Source organism: Algoriphagus ornithinivorans (genome assembly GCF_900115305.1).
Lineage (GTDB): Bacteria > Bacteroidota > Bacteroidia > Cytophagales > Cyclobacteriaceae > Algoriphagus > Algoriphagus ornithinivorans.
In genome coordinates, this window is record NZ_FOVW01000012.1 from 87990 (window position 1) to 110113 (window position 22124).

The 22124-nt window shown below is 40.0% G+C and carries 19 protein-coding genes and 1 tRNA gene; 11 read left to right on the forward strand and 9 right to left on the reverse strand.

What is annotated here, in order from left to right:
* Positions 1-5 precede the first annotated feature (5 nt).
* Positions 6-452 (forward strand): hypothetical protein, encoded by a 447-nt coding sequence (locus BM073_RS16615; RefSeq protein ID WP_091655462.1) that lies wholly within the window; start codon positions 6-8, stop codon positions 450-452.
* Between the two features lie 52 nt (positions 453-504).
* Here BM073_RS16615 and gcvP read toward each other — a convergent pair whose 3' ends face one another.
* Positions 505-3399 (reverse strand): aminomethyl-transferring glycine dehydrogenase, encoded by a 2895-nt coding sequence (gene gcvP / locus BM073_RS16620; protein ID WP_091655463.1) that lies wholly within the window; start codon positions 3397-3399, stop codon positions 505-507.
* Positions 3400-3694: 295 nt separating this feature from the next.
* Here gcvP and BM073_RS16625 point away from each other — a divergent pair, with 295 nt between their 5' ends.
* Positions 3695-5191 carry a M28 family metallopeptidase gene (locus BM073_RS16625; protein WP_091655464.1) on the forward strand — a complete coding sequence of 499 codons (1497 nt, stop codon included), beginning with the start codon at positions 3695-3697 and terminating at the stop codon, positions 5189-5191.
* A gap of 34 nt (positions 5192-5225) precedes the next feature.
* On the opposite strand, the gene BM073_RS16630 is transcribed toward BM073_RS16625, so the two are convergent.
* From BM073_RS16630 to BM073_RS16640, 3 genes are all read right to left on the reverse strand, one after another.
* Entirely contained in the window at positions 5226-6287 is a 1062-nt protein-coding gene (locus tag BM073_RS16630; protein WP_091655465.1) for an alpha/beta fold hydrolase, read from the reverse strand.
* Positions 6288-6362: 75 nt separating this feature from the next.
* Positions 6363-7481, reverse strand: coding sequence for a DUF4221 family protein (locus BM073_RS16635; protein ID WP_091655466.1), 1119 nt, complete (start codon positions 7479-7481; stop codon positions 6363-6365).
* A gap of 62 nt (positions 7482-7543) precedes the next feature.
* Positions 7544-8893 (reverse strand): DEAD/DEAH box helicase, encoded by a 1350-nt coding sequence (locus BM073_RS16640; RefSeq protein WP_091655467.1) that lies wholly within the window; start codon positions 8891-8893, stop codon positions 7544-7546.
* A 36-nt stretch (positions 8894-8929) separates the two neighbouring features.
* Here BM073_RS16640 and BM073_RS16645 point away from each other — a divergent pair, with 36 nt between their 5' ends.
* From BM073_RS16645 to BM073_RS16665, 6 genes are all read left to right on the forward strand, one after another.
* Positions 8930-10273, forward strand: a complete 1344-nt coding sequence (locus BM073_RS16645; RefSeq protein ID WP_091655468.1) for a dihydroorotase — start codon at positions 8930-8932, stop codon at positions 10271-10273.
* A gap of 78 nt (positions 10274-10351) precedes the next feature.
* Positions 10352-10427 (forward strand) — tRNA-His (locus BM073_RS16650).
* A 90-nt stretch (positions 10428-10517) separates the two neighbouring features.
* Positions 10518-10658 carry a hypothetical protein gene (locus BM073_RS18145; protein ID WP_175557941.1) on the forward strand — a complete coding sequence of 47 codons (141 nt, stop codon included), beginning with the start codon at positions 10518-10520 and terminating at the stop codon, positions 10656-10658.
* Positions 10659-10764: 106 nt separating this feature from the next.
* Entirely contained in the window at positions 10765-12681 is a 1917-nt protein-coding gene (locus BM073_RS16655; RefSeq protein WP_091655469.1) for a glycogen debranching enzyme GlgX, read from the forward strand.
* A 7-nt stretch (positions 12682-12688) separates the two neighbouring features.
* Entirely contained in the window at positions 12689-13978 is a 1290-nt protein-coding gene (locus tag BM073_RS16660) for a glycosyltransferase family 4 protein (RefSeq protein ID WP_091655470.1), read from the forward strand.
* A complete protein-coding gene (locus tag BM073_RS16665) occupies positions 13975-15183 on the forward strand; it encodes a glycoside hydrolase family 57 protein (protein ID WP_091655471.1) in 1209 nt (402 codons plus the stop codon). The genes BM073_RS16660 and BM073_RS16665 overlap by 4 nt, the downstream gene beginning before the upstream one ends.
* Positions 15184-15405: 222 nt before the next feature.
* Here BM073_RS16665 and panB read toward each other — a convergent pair whose 3' ends face one another.
* The 4 genes from panB to BM073_RS16685 are packed head-to-tail and all read right to left on the reverse strand — an operon-like array spanning position 15406 to position 18942.
* Positions 15406-16227, reverse strand: a complete 822-nt coding sequence (gene panB, locus BM073_RS16670) for a 3-methyl-2-oxobutanoate hydroxymethyltransferase (protein ID WP_091655472.1) — start codon at positions 16225-16227, stop codon at positions 15406-15408.
* A 6-nt stretch (positions 16228-16233) separates the two neighbouring features.
* Positions 16234-16725 carry a phosphoribosyltransferase family protein gene (locus BM073_RS16675; protein WP_091655473.1) on the reverse strand — a complete coding sequence of 164 codons (492 nt, stop codon included), beginning with the start codon at positions 16723-16725 and terminating at the stop codon, positions 16234-16236.
* A 55-nt stretch (positions 16726-16780) separates the two neighbouring features.
* Positions 16781-17704, reverse strand: a complete 924-nt coding sequence (rsgA, locus tag BM073_RS16680; RefSeq protein ID WP_091655474.1) for a ribosome small subunit-dependent GTPase A — start codon at positions 17702-17704, stop codon at positions 16781-16783.
* A complete protein-coding gene (locus tag BM073_RS16685; protein ID WP_091655475.1) occupies positions 17701-18942 on the reverse strand; it encodes a 3-deoxy-D-manno-octulosonic acid transferase in 1242 nt (413 codons plus the stop codon). The genes rsgA and BM073_RS16685 overlap by 4 nt, the downstream gene beginning before the upstream one ends.
* Before the next feature lie 170 nt (positions 18943-19112).
* Between BM073_RS16685 and BM073_RS16690 the strand changes: the two genes are divergently transcribed.
* From BM073_RS16690 to BM073_RS16700, 3 genes are read left to right on the forward strand one after another with little or no spacing between them, the layout of a single operon-like run.
* Entirely contained in the window at positions 19113-19598 is a 486-nt protein-coding gene (locus tag BM073_RS16690; RefSeq protein WP_091655476.1) for a low molecular weight protein-tyrosine-phosphatase, read from the forward strand.
* Positions 19591-20463, forward strand: coding sequence for a fructosamine kinase family protein (locus BM073_RS16695; protein ID WP_091655477.1), 873 nt, complete (start codon positions 19591-19593; stop codon positions 20461-20463). The genes BM073_RS16690 and BM073_RS16695 overlap by 8 nt, the downstream gene beginning before the upstream one ends.
* On the forward strand, positions 20463-20969 hold the full coding sequence (locus tag BM073_RS16700; protein WP_091655478.1) for a GNAT family N-acetyltransferase: 507 nt from the start codon (positions 20463-20465) through the stop codon (positions 20967-20969). The genes BM073_RS16695 and BM073_RS16700 overlap by 1 nt, the downstream gene beginning before the upstream one ends.
* Here BM073_RS16700 and BM073_RS16705 read toward each other — a convergent pair.
* Entirely contained in the window at positions 20961-22070 is a 1110-nt protein-coding gene (locus BM073_RS16705; RefSeq protein WP_091655479.1) for a Gfo/Idh/MocA family protein, read from the reverse strand. The two genes, BM073_RS16700 and BM073_RS16705, sit on opposite strands and share 9 nt — an antisense overlap.
* Between the last annotated feature and the right edge of the window lie 54 nt (positions 22071-22124).

Consider the following 22124-nt stretch of genomic DNA (forward strand, 5'->3'; position numbering starts at 1 on the left):
ACAATATGTTGAATTCGTCTAAAATCCAATCTCAACTTCAAAATCTCAGCACTGATACTCCAGCCCAATTCGGTATCATGACTCCTCAGCATATGGTGGAGCATATGACCATCACTATGAAACTTTCCAGTGGAAGAATCAAACTCCCTGAATTTGAGCCGAATGAAAAGCAGCTGATGCAGAAACAGGCCTTGATTTATACTGACATAGAATTTCCCAAAGGAGTCAGAGCACCCAATTCAAATGGGGAATTGCCTGATTTGAGATTTCCGGACTTGGAAACTGCCAAAGAAAAATTAGTACAAAGCGTTCAAGAATATGAGGAGGCTTTTGAGAACAATCCCAAATTCAGGTCAATACATCCTCGATTTGGATATCTCACATTCGATGAATGGGAAAAATTTCATCATAAGCATTTCAAACACCATTTTGGCCAATTCGGGATTTGGTAAAACAAAAAGAGGTTAGTGTTTCCACTAACCTCTTTTTTTTATCTATTTTCAATTAAGCCATTTCCTCTTGATTAGCATATTCCTCCACAGGAATACAGCTACACATCAAGTTTCTATCTCCGTAGGCAGAATCAATTCTCCTGACAGTAGGCCAGAATTTATTGTCTCTTAAATAACCCAAAGGATACACAGCTTTTTCTCTTGAATAAGGTAGATCCCATTCTCCGATCAATACCATGTTGGCAGTATGCGGAGCATTCTTCAAAACGTTATTCTCTTTGTCTGATTCTCCCCTTTCGATTTCTCTGATTTCTTCTCTGATGGAAATCAAGGCATCACAGAATCTATCTAATTCCGCCTTCGTCTCAGACTCAGTTGGCTCAATCATCATGGTACCCGCTACTGGGAAAGAAACCGTAGGAGCGTGGAAACCATAGTCCATCAAACGCTTGGCGATATCCTCTACTTCTACTCCAAATTCTTTGAAGCTTCTGCAGTCAATGATCATCTCGTGAGCTGCTCTGCCTTTGGTTCCTATATACAAAATAGGGAAATGACCGTCTAATCGCTCTTTGATGTAGTTGGCGTTTAGAATCGCCATCTTGGTAGCATTAGTCAGTCCATCGCCTCCCATCATCGCAATGTAGGCATAGGAAATAGGCAAGATACTTGCGCTTCCATAAGGAGCTGCTGAGATAGAGGATACTGCCTGAGTACCCCCAGTTTTCACCAAAGGATTTCCTGGAAGGAATGGTGCTAAATGAGCTGCCACACAGATTGGTCCCATCCCAGGTCCACCTCCACCGTGAGGAATACAGAAAGTCTTATGCAAGTTTAAGTGACAAACATCCGCTCCGATTCTACCCGGAGAAGTCAAACCTACTTGTGCATTCATATTCGCTCCATCCATGTACACTTGACCACCAAATTCATGTATGGTCGCACAGATTTCTTGAATCGCTTCTTCAAATACTCCGTGAGTGGAAGGATAGGTAACCATCAAAGCTGACAAGTCATTTGCATGAGCTGCCGCCTTTTCCTTCAGGTCAGCCAAATCAATATTTCCTTTTTCATCACATTTCACCAAAACTACTTTCATCCCTGCCATTACAGCAGAAGCTGGGTTGGTACCATGAGCTGATGTTGGGATCAAGGCTACATTTCTATGCCCTTCGCCACGGCTGATGTGATACGCACGGATTACCATCAAACCTGCATACTCTCCTTGAGCTCCAGAATTAGGCTGCAAAGAAGTATCTGCAAAACCAGTGATTTCTGTTAACCAAGTTCTCAAATTGGTAAATAACTCCTGATAGCCTAAAGCTTGATCCATTGGAGCAAATGGGTGAATCTGCCCGAATTCCGGCCAAGTCACAGGAATCATTTCTGCAGTTGCATTCAACTTCATGGTACAAGAGCCCAATGAAATCATGGAATGAACCAAAGAAAGATCTTTTGCTTCCAAACGCTTGATATAGCGAAGCATTTCATGCTCGGAATGGAAGCTATTGAATACCGGGTGGGTTAGGTAGGCTGACTTTCTGTTCAAAGCCTCTGGAAGTTCCAAGCTCAAGTTGCTTACCAACTCATCCAAGTTTAAGGTATGCTTACCTTCTTCTGTAGCAAAAATATTGACGATGGTTTTAACATCTTCCAAAGTCTTGGTTTCGTCAAAAGAGATGAAGATGGACTCTGACTCGTAACGGAAGTTCATCTTCTCACCCAAAGCCAAGCCTCTAACTCTTTCGCGGGAAACCTCGTTCATCTTCACCTCAATGGTGTCGAAGAATGTCTGCTCTCCTACCTGGAGTCCAACTTGCTTTAGAGCCTGAGCAGTTAATTTTGCAAATCCATGCGTTCTCAAAGCAATATCCTTCAATCCCTTAGGGCCATGATATACTGCATAGAAGGAAGACATTACTGCCAATAATACTTGAGCAGTACAAATATTGGAAGTTGCTTTCTCTCTTTTTATATGTTGCTCTCTGGTTTGGAGCGCCATTCTATAGGCTTTATTTCCAGCTCTATCGATGGAAACACCGATGATTCTACCCGGAATTTGTCTTTTAAACTCTTCCTTAGTGGCGAAAAATCCTGCATGAGGACCTCCATAACCCATAGGTACTCCAAATCGCTGGGCGGAACCTACGACAACATCAGCTCCCATTTCTCCAGGAGGTGTCAGTAAAGTCAAGGCCAGTAAGTCTGATGCAAAAGCAGTCAATACTTTATTTTCTTTAGCAGCAGCCACTATCGCTGAATAATCTCTTACAGCACCATCCGCGTCCGGATATTGGAACAAGATCCCGTATAATTCCGGATCAGTCACATCCATTTGCTCGATAGACCCAAATACCAATTCAATCCCTACAGGCTCAGCTCTAGTTTCCAAAAGCGCCTTGGTCTGAGGAAAAATTTTCTCGTCTACAAAGAATTTATTAGCATTCTTTTTTTCTCTTGGCTTCACAGAATGAAGCATAGTCATCGCCTCAGCTGCAGCTGTACCTTCATCCAATAAAGAAGCATTTGCCAATTCCATTCCGGTCAATTCGCTGACCACTGTTTGGAAATTGATAAGCGCTTCTAATCTACCTTGAGCAATCTCGGCCTGGTAAGGTGTGTAAGCAGTGTACCATCCCGGGTTTTCCAGGACATTTCTCAAAACCACTCCAGGAACAATGGTATCATAATAGCCCATTCCGATGAAGGATTTGAAAACTTTGTTTTTGGAGGCGAGTTTTTTGAAGTCTCTCAAAAACTCGGATTCCAGCTTAGCTTTGGGAAGATCCAAAGGTCTCTCCAATTGAATGGATTCTGGAACAGTTTGGTTGATTAATTCCTCCAGGGAAGAGGCTCCGATTTTATCCAACATCTCTGCGATCTCTGCCTCGGTCGGGCCATTGTGTCTGCTCTCAAACTTGACAGCATTAGAAAGGTTAATCTTCATACGAATTGAATGGAAGCTGTAATGAATATTTGGGTTAGAAATACTTTGTCTTTCTGGCGGCAAAGGTAATATTTATCAACAGATAATCTTCTCTAAACCAGTAGAAATTCACCCTCTCAACACTCCTTTCCTGTAAACAGTTTGTGGGAGGCTCAAATTTTTGTATAGCTTAGAGGCCTAAATAAAACTTTATCAAAAAAATCGAGCATGATCCGTGCTTAATAATCGATCATGTAAGAGGAATCGAAGCTTTAAAGCGACGGTTTTTTTGAATTAAAATCAAATTAAAAACTATATGAACAAACGATTTGCGTTGACTGGAGCGCTTGCCTTGGGTTTGAGTCTGGGAGCAATTGCACAAAATCCAGTACAGGTGAAATATGCCAATACAATTACGGCAGAAGACTTGAAAGAATATCTGACCTTTTTGGCATCCGATGAGATGAAAGGTAGAGATACCGGTTCCCCGGAAGGATTGATTGCCGCTAACTATTTGGCGGATTTTTACAAAAGCTTGGGATTAACAGGACCAGTAGATGGCAGCTATTTTCAGGCAGTTCCTTTGGTAAGCAGCAAGTTTGACAAAGTGACTTTACAGGTAGGGAAATCAAAATTGGTTGAGAATGAGGACTTCGTATTCGTGGGTGATGCCAATATGAAAAAAGCCTCCAAAACTGAATTGGTATTTTTAGGCCTTGTCAATGATGAAAATTTGGCCAAAGTAGATGTAAAAGGCAAGCTCGTTGGTATTTGGGCTGTGGGTGAACGCAGTAATAATTTGCTGAATGCAGTGATGGACGCAGGAGCGGCAGGTGCTGTAATTGTAACTATGGAAGGTCAGGCAAATTTTGACAGAATCGCCAACAGATATAAATCATTAGCCGGTCGCGGAAGAGTAGGGTTTGATCAAGCCACCAGCCAAAGACCGGTATTCATGGTCAGCTCCGAAAAAATGGGCGAGCTATTTGGTACGCCGGTGGATGTTTTGAAAGAAGCTGCCAAGTCAAATCCTTCCAGTATCAAATCTCAAAAAGCGTCTTATCAGGTAGTGAAAGATAAAACTCCTTTGGAAGCTTATAATGTATTGGGCTTTTTGGAAGGTACCGACAAAAAAGAAGAAGTATTGGTTATCTCCTCGCATTACGATCACGTGGGTGTAAGCTCTACCGGCGAGGTTTTCAATGGTGCAGATGATGATGGTTCAGGTACTGTATCTGTGATGGAAATTGCTGAAGCATTTGCCACAGCAGCCAAAGAAGGTCACAGACCAAGAAGATCAATCTTATTTTTAAATGTAACCGGTGAGGAAAAAGGATTATTAGGCTCTCAGCATTATTCTGAGAATCCTATTTTCCCAATCGCAAATACCGTGAATAATATCAATATCGATATGGTGGGACGTATTGATTATGAATATCAAAATGCTGAAAACAAAGACTATGTCTATGTAATTGGCTCAGAGATGCTTTCTACCGATTTGAAAAAAATCAACGAGTATAATAATATCACCTACACCGATTTGATTTTGGATTATCGTTATGATGCGGAGGATGATCCAAATAGATTTTATTACAGATCAGATCATTACAACTTTGCAAAGTTTGATATTCCTGTGATCTTCTTCTTCAATGGAGTTCACGATGATTACCACCAAGTAACCGATACAGTGGATAAAATTGAATTCCCATTGATGGAAAAAAGAGCTCATCTGATTTTCCACACCGCTTGGGATCTAGCAAATAGAGAAAACAGAACTCGGGTTGACGGGACGAATACTAGAACTGATAGATAAAAATTATTAAAAGGGTCTCAAATGAGGCCCTTTTTTATTTGCCGACTCGAACTGAGTTATAACTCTTTCCTTGAAATAATAAGTCTTTCTCTTGAAGTAATTTGAAAATTTTAATTTGATCCGAAATATCATCTGAACAAAAACTAGAAATCATTTCAGCCCACATTTCTTTGTTTCTAGTTATTGAAAAATCAAATCCATCTTTAAGAAGATAAACACTGGAGTTGGGGTAAAATTCTCCTATGACATCAAATGATTTAGGATCTAGAACCAAATTGTATACTCCCCCAATCAAGGTTAATTTTGATTTAAATTCCCTTCCTAGATCATAATTTGTTCCTTTAAACCAATCAAAAGAGTTTAAGTCAAATTGCCATTCTATTGAAAGTAAACTTAAAAAATGTCTAAATGGTCCAAGATCATAAATTCCATTATCCAATTCATGTTCAAAAGCCCGTACTCCTAAACTTAGATTAGTTTCCTCTAGATTTTTCAAATCAAATCTCCTGGTGAATTCTTCAATGTTAGCTTTTAAAACACTATCTCTAATGGTCTTATCCATAAAGAAGTAAGGTTGCGAGGATTGGATGGAGAACCTAATTATTTGATTGATTGAATACTCATTTACGATAGATTCAAAGCCTCCTAAAAGGTCCCAAAAGCTAAGATTTTTAGGAATGTCAAAAAGCAGGGGATTCAAACTTACCACCTTTTCCACACTGGTTGGATATTCATGAAGGTAATAGTGAATAAGTCCTGCTCCACTTCCAAATCCTAACAATATCACTTGTCTATCTCCTAGAATTTCTTTTCTGACAAGCTCTATATCATTAATTATTTGGGTTCTACTTAGCCAGTGAAATTTCTTTTCTGACTCTATTGATTCATTTTCTTTTAAAAATCGACTTAAATCAGAAGAGAAATACCGTCCATGGATTTTTATATAATTGAAATCTTTTAATTCTACATTTAACAAATCTCCCACTCCTAAGTACTTATCAAAAGGATCTTCATGGGTGATGATAGTCTTCTTTTCAGGGTCAAATGGATTCTGGATAGTATATTCTATTTTAATTTTTTTTAGAAAAAGGGTCAAGATGGTCTAAAGGAACTTCTATCCACTGAGGTTGGCCAAATAGAAGACTAAGCAGAAAACAAAAAATACCCATGATTAATTGACCTCAAACTTGAATACATCAAATATTAAAAAATCCTCATTTAACAAAGAGTCTCCCGGGTGTGCTTTATTCAGGTATAGTCCGTTTTCATTGACAAACCAATTGTTAATTTGATAGGTACGATCAGGAAGAGGAATGGACTTTATTAACTTTAGTTCTTCATCAAAAACTCTAAGAACTTGGCTTTTGTCCAAATAAGAATTGTTAGAGTTAGCAGAGCGTGGTCTATCCCATACAATGCTGTAAATCAAGTTTCTCCAAGGATCTGGAATCGGAGATAAATATTGAGCATTCTCAATGGCATGTTCATCATAGGCTATATGATCATCTGTTTTAGGAATGCTTGGAACCACTTGCAATTTAGAATTGATAGTTGCGGTTAATATATCATCAACCAAATGATAATCACTAATTGAAGACTCATATTGATAATTGATTATCAATTGGTTCTTAAGCGCCCCATAAAAGCCCAAATTCGTCATAAAACCTACCTGACCAGAGACAGATTTGAAATATTCTGAATGATAGATGGGGAGTATATCTACCTCATAAGTCTCCAAATCCAAAGCAGTCATCAGTGGTAGAATAGCTATTTCTTCGGGGCTTTTACCTATTGGATTCATGAAAAAGTACACAGATTTACGATCTCTATCGTAGTATAACTTAAAGTAAAAATTACATTGTGGTACCCCTAAATTCAAATCCCCATAAATCTGAAATAAATCCCAGGATTGCTTGTTACTAAGTTCACTATTAATCAGATGTAGCTTACCTTGTTCGTAAACAAAAATAGAATCTGAAGATTGAATATAAAGTGACTCTATTTTTCCAATTCCATCCGGACCGTCATATTCTAATTTTTTTGAGGCTATAACTTCACCTTGATCCAGATTAAAAAAATCCAAGCTATGCCGTTTATCATTATATCCAATCAAGATAGAATTTCCATTCTGTTTGTAACTTGATTGTGTTTGATAGGAATTCAATTGATTAGATGAAACAGGAATTTCTAAATTTTCAACTGAGTATTTTAGAATTGAACTTTCTGCAATTGGTTCTTCACATGAATACAATCCAATCACAATCAGAATAATTAGAAGAAATCTTTTCATACTGCTAAATACCAAAAGTTAGTTCTTCTAAAAAGGAATTAGATTCTTTTAACGAAATCTGTTTAATTCTTCCTATTCTTCGTCTTCAATTGGTTCCTGTTCTTTTTCTTACCAGCTTTCTTAGCCTTTACTTTTTCCCCTTTGCCGATATTCTTTTTGGGTTTGGCCTTTTTTTCATGAAAAGCTCCCTTATAATCCGGATTGTCTCTTTGCTTCAGCTTGTCTAACTCGCGGGCATAAATCTGATTCTCCGCAAAAGGAGTTTCTGTAATAGTGACAGGCTTGGGAATTGCATATTCAGGCACTTCCATACGAATCAGCTCTTCGATTTTCTCAAAATGCCAAGCTTCCGCAGGATTAATAAATGTGATGGCCTTTCCTTCTTTCTCTGCTCTGCCGGTTCTACCTATTCTATGCACATAATCTTCATAGATCAGCGGCACATCAAAATTGATTACGTGAGAAACCATCGTCACATCCAAACCACGGGAAGCCACGTCAGTCGCAACCAAAATCCGCACATTTCCGGATTTAAACTCATCCATGGAGTTTATTCTGGTATTTTGACCCTTATTAGCGTGGATCACCCGGATTTCACCAAACTCATTCTTATTTAGAAAATTATAAACCTCCTCGGCATTTTTTCTGCTACGGGTGAAGATAATCGCCCGCTTTACAGATTCACTGTCTAGCAAATATTCCAAGAGGTAGATTTTAGTCCGGATATTTGGTACATAATATTTGACTTGTGCAATCGTCTCAGCAGTAGTTGCAGAAGGCGTGATCTCCACTCTTTCCGGAAATTCTAAAAATTCAGCAGCCAAGCGATCTACTCGAGGCGCAAAGGTGGCTGAAAAGAGCAAATTTTGTCTTTTGACAGGAATCACTTCCAAAATAGACCTAATCTGAGGCATAAACCCCATATCCATCATCTTATCTGCCTCATCCAACACCATGGTTTTAAGCTCCTTGGTGATCATCACTCCTTTTTTGTATAAATCCAAAAATCTCCCAGGAGTAGAAATCACGATATCCACACCTGCCTGGATTTGCTCAATTTGTGTTTTTGGACCAATACCCCCATATAAACTCACGATTCGTAAATCAGTGTAAGTAGCTAATTGATGGCAAACTTCCTCGATCTGCATGACCAGCTCACGGGTAGGTGCCAGAATCAGGGCTCTCGGAAGATTCCCTTGAGCATATTTGACCTTCATCAGGATAGGTAAGACATAGGCTGCCGTTTTACCTGTTCCGGTTTGTGCAATTCCCAACACATCATGGCCTGCCAATGCCAAAGGAATTGCTTTTTCCTGAATAGCCGTTGGAGAAGTGTAGCCAGCTTCGGCCACTGCATTTAGCAATTGCTTATTCAGCTTAAATGCATCAAATCCTACTGCCTCATTGCTCATGATTCCTTATTTTTGGGAAAACTTAAAAGATTGAAGATGAAAAGTATTCTGATCACCGATGCAAATATAGTCAATGAGGGCCGGATCTTTCGGGGAGATATTTTAATCCAGAAAGGAAGGATCGCCAAAATCGGCGAAAAACTGACTCCTGAACAAGTAGACCAACATATTGATGCAAATGGAAAATACCTCTTCCCCGGGGTGATTGATGATCAGGTACACTTCAGAGAACCGGGGTTGACACACAAAGGTGAAATTTATACTGAAGCAAAGGCTGGAGTAGCAGGAGGCACCACCTCTTATATGGAAATGCCCAATACTGTTCCTCAGGCTGTAACCATTCCCCTTCTCGAGGAAAAATATACCAGAGCCAAGGAAGTGTCTTTGGCCAATTATTCATTCTTTTTCGGAGGAACCAATGACAATTTAGAGGAAATCCTGAAGCTTGATTTGAAGAATGTCTGCGGCTTAAAGGTTTTCCAAGGATCTTCTACCGGAAACATGGTCGTCGACAATATTGAGTCTTTGGAAGGAATTTTCAGAGAATATAAAGGTCTTCTGGCTATCCATTCTGAAAATGACCACATCATCGCTGCCAATATGGCGGAGTACAAAGCCAAATATGGAGAGGATATTCCTATTCAGGCACATCCAAAAATCCGTTCTGAGGAAGCTTGTTACGATGCCTCCAGCAGAGCAGTTGCTATGGCTAAAAAGTTTGGAACACGACTACATATTCTCCATATCAGTACTGCCAAGGAATTGAGCCTATTTGACAACAGTATTCCATTGGAAGAAAAAAAGATCACAGCAGAAGCATGCATCCATCATATGTGGTTTTCGGAAAAAGATTACGACACCAAAGGCACCTTGATCAAATGGAACCCTGCTGTAAAAACAGCCAATGATAGAGATCAGATTTTCCAAGCGATGTTGGATGATAGAATCGATGTAATTGCCACAGATCATGCTCCTCATACCCTAGAGGAAAAAGATCAGGTTTACACTAAAGCTCCTTCTGGAGGGCCATTGATTCAACACAGCTTGGTAGCCATGTTGGATTTTTATCATCAAGGAAAAATTAGCTTGGAAAAGATCGCTGATAAAATGAGTCACAAAGTAGCCCAACTATTCAGGATCGAGGAAAGAGGATTTATTCAGGAAGGGTATTTTGCGGATTTAGTCTTGGTTGATCTCAATGCTCCATGGACAGTCAGCAAAGAAAATATCCTAGCAAAGTGTGGCTGGTCTCCTTTTGAAGGACATACATTTCAGTCACAGGTGACGCATACGATCGTTTCTGGACATCTAGCGTATGCAAACGGACAGTTTGACGAAAGTAAAAAAGGAGAGAGGCTAACTTTTTCAACAAATATTTAGGGCCATCCTTGCGCTGATTAAAGCGAATACTTACCTTTGCCAACCGATTGAGAAATGAGTTCTCAATCCAAAACAAATGGTGATTGTAGCTCAGCTGGTTAGAGCGCTGGTTTGTGGCACCAGAGGTCGCCGGTTCGAACCCGGTCTTTCACCCATAACCCCTCCTAGTGAGGGGTTTTTGCTTTAAATAGGGTGCATTTGGCACAACATTTGACAAATTCAGACCAAACTAAACCAACTTGAGATGTTTACTTTGTTCAAATCCTCACCAAAATTCCCTGTGGTAAAGCCTGTGAATATTCATCAGGTGAGAAGCTACATGGTAAAGTTTGAAGAGTCCTTGCGCAACTTTGAAGAGATTCAAAAAGAGGCAGTTCACTCCTAATTGAAAAAATCAACCAAGGTTATGGCAACATAACCTTAATTTTTGCCCTTTTCATTTTTTCTATCAATACAAAATTCTATTTTAACGGGCTACAATATTAGCCCCTATGAGTTATATCCATTTTGATAAAACCCAGTTGATTAATCTGAATTATTCTCTAGATAGAGAAATCATTCGGACCAACCGATCTGGAACCTATACCAGCACCTCGATAATCGGATGCAACACCCGAAAATATCATGGACTTTTAGTTGCTCCTCAGCCTCAAATCGATTCCCAAAATCATGTTTTCCTTTCAACGGTACATGAAACAGTTATTCAACGAGGTGCAAGCTTCAATCTAGGTATCAGCAAGTATCCTGGTAATTACTCTCCTAGAGGCCACAAGTATCTGGAAGATTTTGATTCAGAGCCTATTCCAAAACTCACCTATAGAGTAGGCGGAGTATTGTTACAAAAAGAGCTTATTCTGGACACCAACAGAGACCGGGTAATGATCCGATACACCTTATTGGAAGCTCATTCTCCTACAAAAATCAGGATTTCTCCTTTCTTGGCATTCAGAGGTTACCACACACTTTGCAAGGAAAATAATGATATCAACAAAAAATTTGAGAAGGTACCCAATGGGGCTAAATTCAAACTTTACCCGGTGTATGACCCATTGTATTTACAGCTTTCCAAAAAGAATGAGTTTGTCTCGGATCCAAACTGGTATCACAATGTAGAATACATTTTGGAAAGAGAAAGGGGCTACGAATACCAAGAAGATCTGTTTGTTCCCGGATACTTTGAATTTGACATAGAAAAAGGAGAGTCAGTGATTTTTTCTGCCGGCTTGACAGAGGCAGACCCCAAGACAAGAGAAAGGGCTTTTGCAAAAGAAATAGCAAGAAGAATCCCAAGAAGTAATTTTGAAAACTGTCTCAAAAACTCTGCTTCCCAGTTTATCAGAAGAAGAAACGGGGACACCAGGATCATTGCAGGTTACCCATGGTTTGGTTGGTGGGGAAGAGACACATTCATTGCTGCTCCTGGATTGACACTAGCTAATGGAGATTCTGAAACATTTTTGGAAATCATGGATACCATGTCCAAAGACCTCAAAGGTCCTTTATTCCCAAATGTGGGAAGCGGAACCTACACCAATATGAATTCCATGGATGCTCCTCTCTGGTTCTTTTGGTCATTGCAACAATACATTCAATTTACTGGAGACAGTAAAACCGTTAAAAAGAGATACCTTGATAAACTTAAGGGAATCATAGACGGATACAGGGCTGGAACTGACTTCAATATCCACATGCTGGATAATGGGCTGATTTATGGAGGAGAAGAAGGAATCTGTCTCACTTGGATGGATGCGGTAACTCCAGATGGTCCGGTTACGCCAAGAACAGGATGTCCTGTTGAGATTCAAGCCTTGTGGTACAATGCCTTATGCTTTTATCATGAATTAACAGGAGATCAGGAAATAGCCGAGTTGGCGGAAAAAGTAAAATCATCTTTCGAGGCCGAATTTTGGGATGAGGAAAAAGGCTATTTGGCTGATGTGGTTCAAGGAAATGAAAAAGACTGGTCCATTCGTCCCAATATGGTCTTCGCCACTTCCTTACCTTATACTATGCTCAGCGAAGGGCAGAATGATCAGATCTTGGAACTGGCAAAGTCCAATCTTTTAACAACCAGAGGCCTGAGAACTTTAGCTCCGGATGACCCGGCATATAAAGGGTATTATTTTGGAGACCAGATCAGCCGTGATCAAGCTTATCATAATGGAACGGTTTGGGTTTGGCCGATGGGTCATTTCGTAGAAGGCTATATCAAGCTTCACGGGAAGTCTGCCAAGAATTTTATAGGAAAAATTATTAAAGGATTTGATGGTGTCATGACACAATATGGTGTTGGAACAGTTGCCGAGATCTTTGATGGAGATCCTCCTCATAGACCAAAGGGAGCTGTATCTCAAGCCTGGAGTGTTGGGGAATTGCTAAGAATGATGGAATTGGTCAAGAGTTTATAAATAAATTATGAAAGTTTTAATGTTCGGTTGGGAATTCCCACCACATATTTCTGGAGGACTAGGAACAGCCTGTTATGGATTAGTCAAGGGATTGGCCCATTATAATCAGGATATCATTTTTGTAGTCCCAAAATTATGGGGGGATGAAGAACCCCTGGCTGATTTTGTCAATGCAAGTGATGTATCCATCGATTATCGGGAACGAAAATTCAAGAAAATCTGGAAGAATCTGACCTATCTGGAGGTTAGTAGTTTTTTGGTGCCTTATCTGGGCCCTGAGGAATATAAAAAGTTCACGGATTATGCCATTCATGACAGAACAGATGTAGACGAAAGTATTTTTACTACCAAATATGAGTTCAGCGGAAAGTATGGCAAAAACCTCATGGAGGAAGTAAGCCGATATGCTTTAACTGCGGCTCAGATCGCCAGAGACAGAGATGATTTCGAAATTATCCATGCACATGACTGGTTATCTTTCCCTGCCGGTATCGCGGCCAAGGAGATATCAGGAAAGCCATTGGTAGCTCATGTGCACGCTACAGAATTTGACCGCTCAGGCCAATCTGTTAACCGGCCTGTTTATGATATAGAAAAAGCAGGAATGGAAGCTGCTGACCACGTTTTAGCAGTAAGCCAACTGACCAAAAATATTATCATCAATAAATACGGAATTCCTGCTGAGAAAGTCAGTGTCTTGCACAATGCGGTATTGGATGCAAGCATTATCAAATCCAAATACAACAAGAAGGTTCCTGAAAAAATCGTGACCTTCCTAGGAAGAATTACTTTCCAAAAAGGCCCTGAATACTTTGTAGAAGCCGCAAAGAAGGTACTAGACAGAGATCCAAATGTGCGCTTTGTCATGGCAGGATCCGGAGACTTACTCAATAGGATGATTGATCGGGTAGCCGAGCTGAGGATGGCTTCCAAATTTCACTTTACCGGATTTTTAAAAGGGGACGATGTGGATCATATGTATGCCATTTCGGATGTGTATGTGATGCCTTCTGTATCTGAACCCTTTGGTATATCTCCCCTGGAGGCTGTGAGGCACAATACTCCCGTTATCATATCCAAGCAGTCAGGTGTTGCAGAGGTTTTGGTCAATGCAATCAAAATTGATTTCTGGGACATTGACGCAATGGCGGATTCCATTTTTGCCTTACTGCATTATGATGGTATTTCCAGGATGTTCAAGGAAATGGGAAGCCAAGAACTTAAAAAATTAAAATGGGAACATGTGGCTGCCAAATTGGTCACTGTCTATGAAAAAACTTTATCCACGAGACCATGAGAACTATCTGTTTTTACTTTCAGGTTCATCAACCCTACCGATTAAAACCTTATCGTTTTTTTGATATTGGAGAGGACCACTATTACTGGGATGACTTCCTGAATCGAAGTGTAATTCGAAAAGTAGCCCAAAAATGCTACCTGCCAATGAATGCTTTACTATTGGAATTAATCCAGAAGCATCACGGGGCATTTAAAGTGACTTTTTCTTTTTCAGGAACTTTCATGGATCAATTGGAGGCTTATGCACCCGATGTATTGGAAAGCTTCCAGCGTTTGGTGGCAACCGGACAAGTAGAATTACTGAATGAAACTTATGGTCACTCCTTGGCAGCTCTGAAAAGTAAGGAAGAGTTTGCCGGAATGGTCAAGCAACATCAGGATAAAATCAAGCAGCTTTTCAATGGGTACCAACCCAAAGTATTCAGAAACACTGAGCTGATTTATTCTGATAAAATTGGGGCTATGGTGGCTGATTTAGGCTACAAAGGAATATTGACGGAAGGTGCCAAGCACGTGCTGGGCTGGAAAAGTCCCAATTACGTGTACCAAAACTCCATCAATCCCGACCTCAAAGTATTGCTTAAGAATTTCCGGCTTTCAGATGATATTGCCTTCCGTTTTAGCAATAAAACATGGGAAGACTATCCATTGACTACAGACAAATTCATCAATTGGATTAATGCTATTCCTCAAAGCGAGCAGGTCTTAAACCTCTTTATGGACTATGAAACCTTTGGAGAACATCAGTGGGCCGAAACCGGGATTTTTGATTTCATGAGAGCTTTGCCGGAAGCTGTATTCAAGCATACAAATTTTGGTTTCTCTACTCCTTCTGAGGTAATAGATAAAGTCCCTGCAGTCAGCCCTATTCACGTGCCGATTCCTATCTCATGGGCAGATGAAGAAAGAGATTTGACTGCCTGGCTTGGAAATGACCTACAGGACGAGGCTTTTGACAGATTGTATGAATTAGAAGCCATGGTCAAAAAGACCAAGGACCCGGATTTGATGAGAGACTGGAATTATTTACAGACTTCGGATCACTTTTATTACATGTGTACCAAATTCTTCTCTGACGGAGATATACACTCCTACTTTAGCCCTTATGACACTCCTTATGATGCATTTATCAACTATATGAATGTACTGAGTGACTTTGTATTGAGAGTCAAAGGAAAAGTTAAGGGATTAGAAAAAGCATAAAAAAAGGCCGTCGATGACGGCCTTTTTTTGATCTCAATTTCAATAATATCTTATACGGATATCCGCTTTCTTACCAGTATTGACAAAAATATGGCCTATTGTCTGCTGAAAAGATAAGAATCCCGAAGCTTCGGTCTTCGGTCTTCCAACCAGTCAAGCAAGGAAAATAAGGCAACTGGCATGATCGCGGATAATCAGATTATCTTAATAGACTTTCCTAAATCAATAACTTTCAGATTTATTCGGGAAATCCTTGTTTTTAACATCCCTGATATAATTTTTAAATGCATCGGTCATTACTTGTTGCAAATCAGCATATTGCCTCAAAAATCTAGGTTTAAACTCCTGAGTAATACCCAGCATGTCATGCATTACCAAAACCTGCCCGTCTACATGCGGTCCAGCTCCAATACCTATAACCGGGATCTGTACTGACTCTGCAACTTTCTTCGCTAAGGAGGCTGGAATCTTTTCCAGAACAATGGCAAAGCATCCGCATTCTTCCAAAATTTTTGCGTCCTCCAATAGCTTTTTAGCTTCTGCCTCTTCCTTGGCACGAACAGTGTAAGTCCCGAATTTATAGATGGATTGAGGAGTCAAACCCAAATGTCCCATCACCGGCACACCGGCACTCAAAATTCTACTCACAGACTCTTTGATTTCAGCGCCGCCTTCGACTTTTACTGCGTGAGCTCCAGATTCCTTCATGATTCGAATCGCAGATCTCAAAGCCTCAGAACTGTTTCCCTGATAGTTTCCAAATGGAATATCCACTACCACAAAAGATCTTTTGACCGCTCTAACTACTGAACTTGCATGATAAATCATCTGATCCAGCGTAATTGGCAAAGTAGTCTCATGCCCGGCCATCACATTGGAAGCGGAATCCCCCACAAGAATGATATCTATTCCAGCAGCATCAACAATAGTGGCCATGGAAAAATCATATGCTGTGAGCATGGAGATTTTTTCTCCACGTTCTTTCATTTCCTGCAGAATATGGGTGGTGATCCTTTTGATATTAGCCGATGAGTGAACAGACATGAAATATTAGTGAAGGTGAACGAAATAATTTTCTTCGGATAAATCTACTTTAATATGCTCGTTAAGGGTAGTAGAGAGCTCATAACCTGTATAATCAGGTCGAATTGGAAAAAGGCCATGAGCACGATTCACTAATACGGCCAATTCCATTTTGTCAATATCTTCTTCCAAAAATGGCTTGATTGCATAGACAATCGTTCTACCTGTATTCAATACATCATCCACAACGATAAGGGTTTTGCCGGAAAGAACTACTGATTGTGACAATTCTACTTTAGAATGTGCGATGTCGGATTTATCCAAAACTATCTCCACTTCTTCCACTGCTAAATTCGAGATACTTTTAAGCTCTTTTGCCAGAAGCTGGGATAGAATTAGCCCCATTCCGCTGATACCTGCAAAGACAACTCCAGATGAATAGAGATTTCTCTCGTAGATTTCGTATGCCATCCGGGTGATCTTTTTCCGGATTTGTTGGTGATTGAGTACTTCGCTCATGATTTGTTTTAAAAATGAAAATTAGGCCAATTTACCCTGCTTTCAAAATTATGACTTAACGGTGTGAATCTTCTTCATTTAAAATGTTCACATAACTTTCGTATCTGTAAGGATGAATGTAACCTTCTTCCAGTTGTTTGAGAATTTTACATCCCGGCTCATTTACATGCTGGCAATTATTATACTTACACTCTCCCAAATGCACCCTCATCTCAGGAAAGTAATGAGAAAGCTCATATTCTTCAATTTCTAATATTCCAAATTCTTTGATTCCGGGAGTATCTATCAAGTCTCCTCCTTCTTGGAGAAAAAACATTTCCGCAAAGGTGGTTGTGTGAACCCCCTTACTGCTGTAGCCTGAGATTTCTTTGGTTTCCTGTCTTGCATCAGGAATTAACCTGTTCAATAAAGTAGATTTCCCCACACCCGAATGACCTGAAATTAGGGTGGATTTTCCTCGAAGGTGAGGAATCAGAAGATCCTTCAATTGCTGGTTTTCCAGGGCTGAAACCTCGACCACAGGATATCCCAATGGTTCATATATTTCATGAATATCCTGCAGCCAATCTTGGGCGTCTTCCCCTTCCATCAAGTCCATCTTGTTTACCACTAAAATGGCGGGAATTCTAAAACTCTCCGTGCTTACCAAAAACCTGTCAATAAAGCCAAGAGAGGTTCTGGGGTTTTTCATGGTTATCACCAACATGGCTTGGTCGAGGTTGCTGGCAATGATGTGAGAAAAATGCTGCTTCCGGGTGGATTTTCTAATCACATAATTTTCTCTGGGAAAAATTTCCCGAATCACTCCAGTAGCCTGACCTTCTTCTAAATCCAAGCCTACCCAATCGCCCACCGCAATGGGGTTGGTTAGTTTGAGTTCATCTTGTTTGAACTTTCCTTTAAGTCTGGCCTGAATCATCTTTTCCTCAACCTGTACAGTATACCAGCTCCCTGTAGACTTGATCACTCTCCCTTTCATGATTTCAGATATTTAGAGGTATAGGCAAGAATTTTAGCAGACGCCCCTAGCTGAGACTCAACCCAGTTTTTAGCTGCTTGTCTTGTATTTTGCATAAGTAAGGGGTTTTTGAGAGCATCAAACTTTTCATTTAACTCCTCTCCATTCCCTACAGAAAACCCACAGCCCTGAGCTATTGCTTCTTCAGCTTCCGGGAATTTATTTACTTTTCTTACTTCCCCAAAGATAACAGGAACACCAAAACCTATGGGTTCGAGGATATTGTGTAACCCTTCTCCAAAAGCCCCTCCTACATAAGCGATTGTGGCATATTGGTAAAGCCTGCTGAGCATCCCAATATTATCGATAATTAAAATAGGAGATTTCTCAGTCTGATCCCATTGAGAATAAAAAAGCGTCTTGGTCTGAATTTGATTAGCCCAAGTTTGAAGATGCTTTGACTTAATATCATGAGGAGCAATGATAAATTGATAGTCCGGATTGGAATTGATAAGCGGAATCAATAAGTCCATATCCTCCTCCCAAACAGAACCTAACACCATAACCTTTGAACCTCCCACCCATTTAGTGATCTCTGTGAACTCTTTTGCCATCATCGCATTCTCAGCAACTCTATCAAACCTGGTGTCACCTGAAAGGCTGTGATTTGTATAGCCTATTTGATTCAAAAGGGATTGACTGTGCTCATTTTGACAGAAAATATGATTAAAACTAAAAATAGGCGCCCGAAAAAAGCCTTTCCTCTTAAAGTAAATTTGATCATCTCTAAATGATGCGGCAATCAAAAATGTAGGGATCTTCTTTTGATTCAAACATTGAAGAAAATTAAACCACAAGTCATATTTCACAAAAAAGCTCATCTTCGGCTGAAGAATACCCAGATATGTTGCGGCATTTTTTGCTGTATCTATCGGTAAATAACCGATGTAATCCACCTCGTTTGGGGACTTTTTTTGAGTTGGAATAAATCCGGAAGGGCTATAAAAACTTACCGATATCAAGTGATTAGGAAAGCTGTGCTTTAATCCGGAGATGACAGGTTTAGCCTGTTCAAATTCTCCCAGCGAGGCAACATGGAACCAGATTAAGGGTCCAGAGTTAGCTTTTCTAAAACTTTCCAGATCTGTAAATAGATTTTTACGGCCTTTGTAAAAAAGTTGAATCTTTTCGGAAAACAATGAAATCAGAGGCAATGCAAAACTCAATAAATGCATTCCAAGATTATATACCCACTTCATCTTTCAAAATTAGGCTTTAATCCCAAAATTCCTTTGTTTCACGTTTTTGGAAAAGGAGTTTCTTCAGGTTTCTTCAAAAAAAGAGAGAGCGAAGGGTGAAATTCCACCAAAAATTAATTATTTTCAATGTTACTGTTAAGCCACCCACCAAATTCAGACTGTTATTTCAAATGATTAAAGTACTATTTGTTTGTCTTGGAAATATATGTAGATCGCCCCTGGCAGAGGCCATATTCAATCAAAAAATTAAAGATTCCGGTTTAGAGGTTCACTTTAAATCTGACAGCGCTGGCACTTCTGATTTTCATATAGGAGAGCTTCCTGACGAACGAACATTGAAATGCGCCGAACTGCATAAAATTCCCATCAAACACCGAGGAAGACAAGTAAATAGAACTGATTTCAGGGACTTTGATTACATCATTGCGATGGATGAGAGCAATCTCAAAAATTTGAATTCTATGAAAAGTAAGTGTGGGTTTCCCGACAAGGAAATCCATCTGATGCGAGATTTTGTGCCAGGAGATGAAGGCCTTTCTGTTCCTGACCCTTACTATGGAGGCGAGGAAGGTTTCTTGGAGATTTATAGAATACTGGATGAGGCAATAGACCACTTTTTGAATCAAGTAAAAGTCACCCATCAGCTTTATGCTTGATCTGAATGAGATCTATGAACAAGTACTTTTTGACAGTTTAGGACCCTTAGCCGAACTCAAGTCCGCTTCATTAATTGCAGCTGGCAGCCACAACCAAGGAATAAGGCTTGATAGTAATGAAGGCAGTTTTTTTCTCAAGCTCAATTTTGACCATGAGAAGGACATTCTTTACAAAGAAGCAGAGGGCTTAGACTTACTTAGGAAATCTACTTTTATCAAAATCCCAAATGTCTTTGGATGTGGAAGAGTGGGTGATTACAATTATTTATTGTCAGAATTTATCCCTTCCGGAAGATATCAACTCGACTATTGGGAAAACTTAGGATTGGGTCTAGCTCATTTACACTTGACCAATCAAAAAGAATATGGGTTGGAAAATGACAATTACATCGCCTCCCTTCATCAGAAAAATTTGACATCAGATTCCTGGTTGGATTTTTTCATAGAACAAAGACTGGAGCCATTGTTAGGGAAAGCTTATTTTGACCGCTTGATTCCGCTCGACTTCTTAAAAAGATTTCAAGAAATATATCCCAAACTAGAATCTGTTTTTCCGGATGAAAAACCGGCGCTTCTTCATGGAGATCTGTGGTCTGGAAATGTAATCGCAACCAGTCAAGGTGAACCTTGCTTGATTGATCCTGCAGTATATTTTGGTCATCGGGAAATGGATATAGCATTTAGCCGACTTTTTGGAGGTTTTGACAACAGGTTTTATGAATCCTATGAATCGATTTTACCTTTAGAACCAGGTTTTGAATCTAGAATGGGCATATACAATTTGTATCCTTTATTGGTACATTTGAATCTATTTGGCGTCGCCTACTTACCTGGAATAGAAAAAATTGTAAACCGATTTCGTTGATGAGCTTTTTGATCCGCCCCTATCAAACCCAAGATTGCAAAGCAATTTTGGAAATAATCAATGATAGTATCCTCAATACATTTTTTAATTATGATTACCATGTAAAAACGCTCGAGGAAGTTTCCCGGAATTTTGATCAAAAACTAAATGACAATATCCCAATTCTAGTGGGTGAAATGAATGGGAAAGTAGTGGGCTATGCGACTTATGGGAAGTTTAGGGCCAAACCCGGATACGATAGAACTATAGAGCACAGTATCTATTTGGATCACTCCGCTCAAGGAAAAGGCTTAGGTACTGCTATGCTTAGACAATTGATTTATCTGGCTAAAGACCAAGGATATCATGTAATGATAGCTGGTATGGACTCTGAAAATCATGGGAGCTATCGATTTCATGAAAGGTTGGGCTTCAAGGAAGTTGCAAGACTTCCTGAAGTATCATTTAAGTTTGATAAGTGGCTGACCTTGGTTTTTATGCAGCTGAACCTGGAAAATTTAGCCTAAAAGAACTTTCTCGCCTGTTTTTACAGCTTCGAAAATCGCATCAATGATTACCATATCCTTCAAGCCTTCCCTTCCATCTACAGGGATTTTGGGAGTTACACCATCAAAAATTATAGCAGCCATCTGATCCATCTGGGTCGTCTGATGAGTGACATGGGGCTCATTCAAAGGACCTTTATGGGTTTTTCCCTGAATAGGACCATAGCCTGTGGAAGGCTGCATTTCTGCAAAACCCTGGGTCCCATTTAAGAAGAATTTATCCAAATTATTCATGCTGTAGGTAGAAAGGCATGAAGCCACGACCCCAGAAGGAAAGCCCATCTGAAATGTGATGGTTTCGTCAATCCCATCCTTGAACTTGACCGGATCGGTCTTTACTTCCTGAGCAGTTACCCAAATCGGTTCCTCCCCTACCATATATCTCGCACCATTGATAGAATAGATACCGATATCCATCATTGCACCCCCTCCTGATAATTCTGGATTGAGCCTCCATTGAGTCGGATCCCCAATTTTAAATCCGCTCAATCCCTGAAAAAATTTGATATCTCCAAACTCTCCTTTTTCTCGCATTTCTACCGCCTTCAGCGTATTGGCTTCAAAGTGCATTCGGTATCCGATCAATAACTTTACTCCAGCCTGATCACAAGCAGAAACCATTTCAGCTGCATCTGAAGCATTCACAGCCATAGGCTTTTCACAGATCACATGCTTGCCTGCCTTGGCTACTCGGATAGTCTGTCCTTTGTGTAAGGCATTTGGTGTGATCACATAAACGGCATCTATATCCGGGTTATCCTTAATGGCATCGAAGTTTTCATAGTTATAGCAGTTTTTGGCAGGAATTCCATATTTAGATTGCCACATGGCAATTTTGGACGGAGTTCCGCTGATCACACCTACCAGTTTTGCCCGCTTACAATCCTGCATCGCTTCTGCGACTCTGGTACCATAACTTCCCAATCCCATAATGGCAACCCGCAAAATTTTATCCTGATCGAATATTTCGGAAATAGGGCTAGAAAAAACAGAAATTGCTGGAGTCGAGAGCGCTATAGCAGTTGCACCTGCCTTTTGGATAAAAGATCTTCTGGAATTCATGGATTAATAGGTTGATTTATTGAAAAATACGGATAAAAAATGATTTCTCTTCTA

Bases quoted from the DNA above. Each gene is read 5' to 3' on its own strand.
- BM073_RS16615 (WP_091655462.1), top strand. From the start codon at position 6: ATGTTGAATTCGTCTAAAATCCAATCTCAACTTCAAAATCTCAGCACT.
- gcvP (WP_091655463.1), bottom strand. From the start codon at position 3,399: ATGAAGATTAACCTTTCTAATGCTGTCAAGTTTGAGAGCAGACACAAT.
- BM073_RS16625 (WP_091655464.1), top strand. From the start codon at position 3,695: ATGAACAAACGATTTGCGTTGACTGGAGCGCTTGCCTTGGGTTTGAGT.
- BM073_RS16635 (WP_091655466.1), bottom strand. From the start codon at position 7,481: ATGAAAAGATTTCTTCTAATTATTCTGATTGTGATTGGATTGTATTCA.
- BM073_RS16640 (WP_091655467.1), bottom strand. From the start codon at position 8,893: ATGAGCAATGAGGCAGTAGGATTTGATGCATTTAAGCTGAATAAGCAA.
- BM073_RS16645 (WP_091655468.1), top strand. From the start codon at position 8,930: ATGAAAAGTATTCTGATCACCGATGCAAATATAGTCAATGAGGGCCGG.
- BM073_RS18145 (WP_175557941.1), top strand. From the start codon at position 10,518: ATGTTTACTTTGTTCAAATCCTCACCAAAATTCCCTGTGGTAAAGCCT.
- BM073_RS16655 (WP_091655469.1), top strand. From the start codon at position 10,765: ATGAGTTATATCCATTTTGATAAAACCCAGTTGATTAATCTGAATTAT.
- BM073_RS16660 (WP_091655470.1), top strand. From the start codon at position 12,689: ATGAAAGTTTTAATGTTCGGTTGGGAATTCCCACCACATATTTCTGGA.
- BM073_RS16665 (WP_091655471.1), top strand. From the start codon at position 13,975: ATGAGAACTATCTGTTTTTACTTTCAGGTTCATCAACCCTACCGATTA.
- panB (WP_091655472.1), bottom strand. From the start codon at position 16,227: ATGTCTGTTCACTCATCGGCTAATATCAAAAGGATCACCACCCATATT.
- BM073_RS16675 (WP_091655473.1), bottom strand. From the start codon at position 16,725: ATGAGCGAAGTACTCAATCACCAACAAATCCGGAAAAAGATCACCCGG.
- rsgA (WP_091655474.1), bottom strand. From the start codon at position 17,704: ATGAAAGGGAGAGTGATCAAGTCTACAGGGAGCTGGTATACTGTACAG.
- BM073_RS16685 (WP_091655475.1), bottom strand. From the start codon at position 18,942: ATGAAGTGGGTATATAATCTTGGAATGCATTTATTGAGTTTTGCATTG.
- BM073_RS16690 (WP_091655476.1), top strand. From the start codon at position 19,113: ATGATTAAAGTACTATTTGTTTGTCTTGGAAATATATGTAGATCGCCC.
- BM073_RS16695 (WP_091655477.1), top strand. From the start codon at position 19,591: ATGCTTGATCTGAATGAGATCTATGAACAAGTACTTTTTGACAGTTTA.
- BM073_RS16700 (WP_091655478.1), top strand. From the start codon at position 20,463: ATGAGCTTTTTGATCCGCCCCTATCAAACCCAAGATTGCAAAGCAATT.
- BM073_RS16705 (WP_091655479.1), bottom strand. From the start codon at position 22,070: ATGAATTCCAGAAGATCTTTTATCCAAAAGGCAGGTGCAACTGCTATA.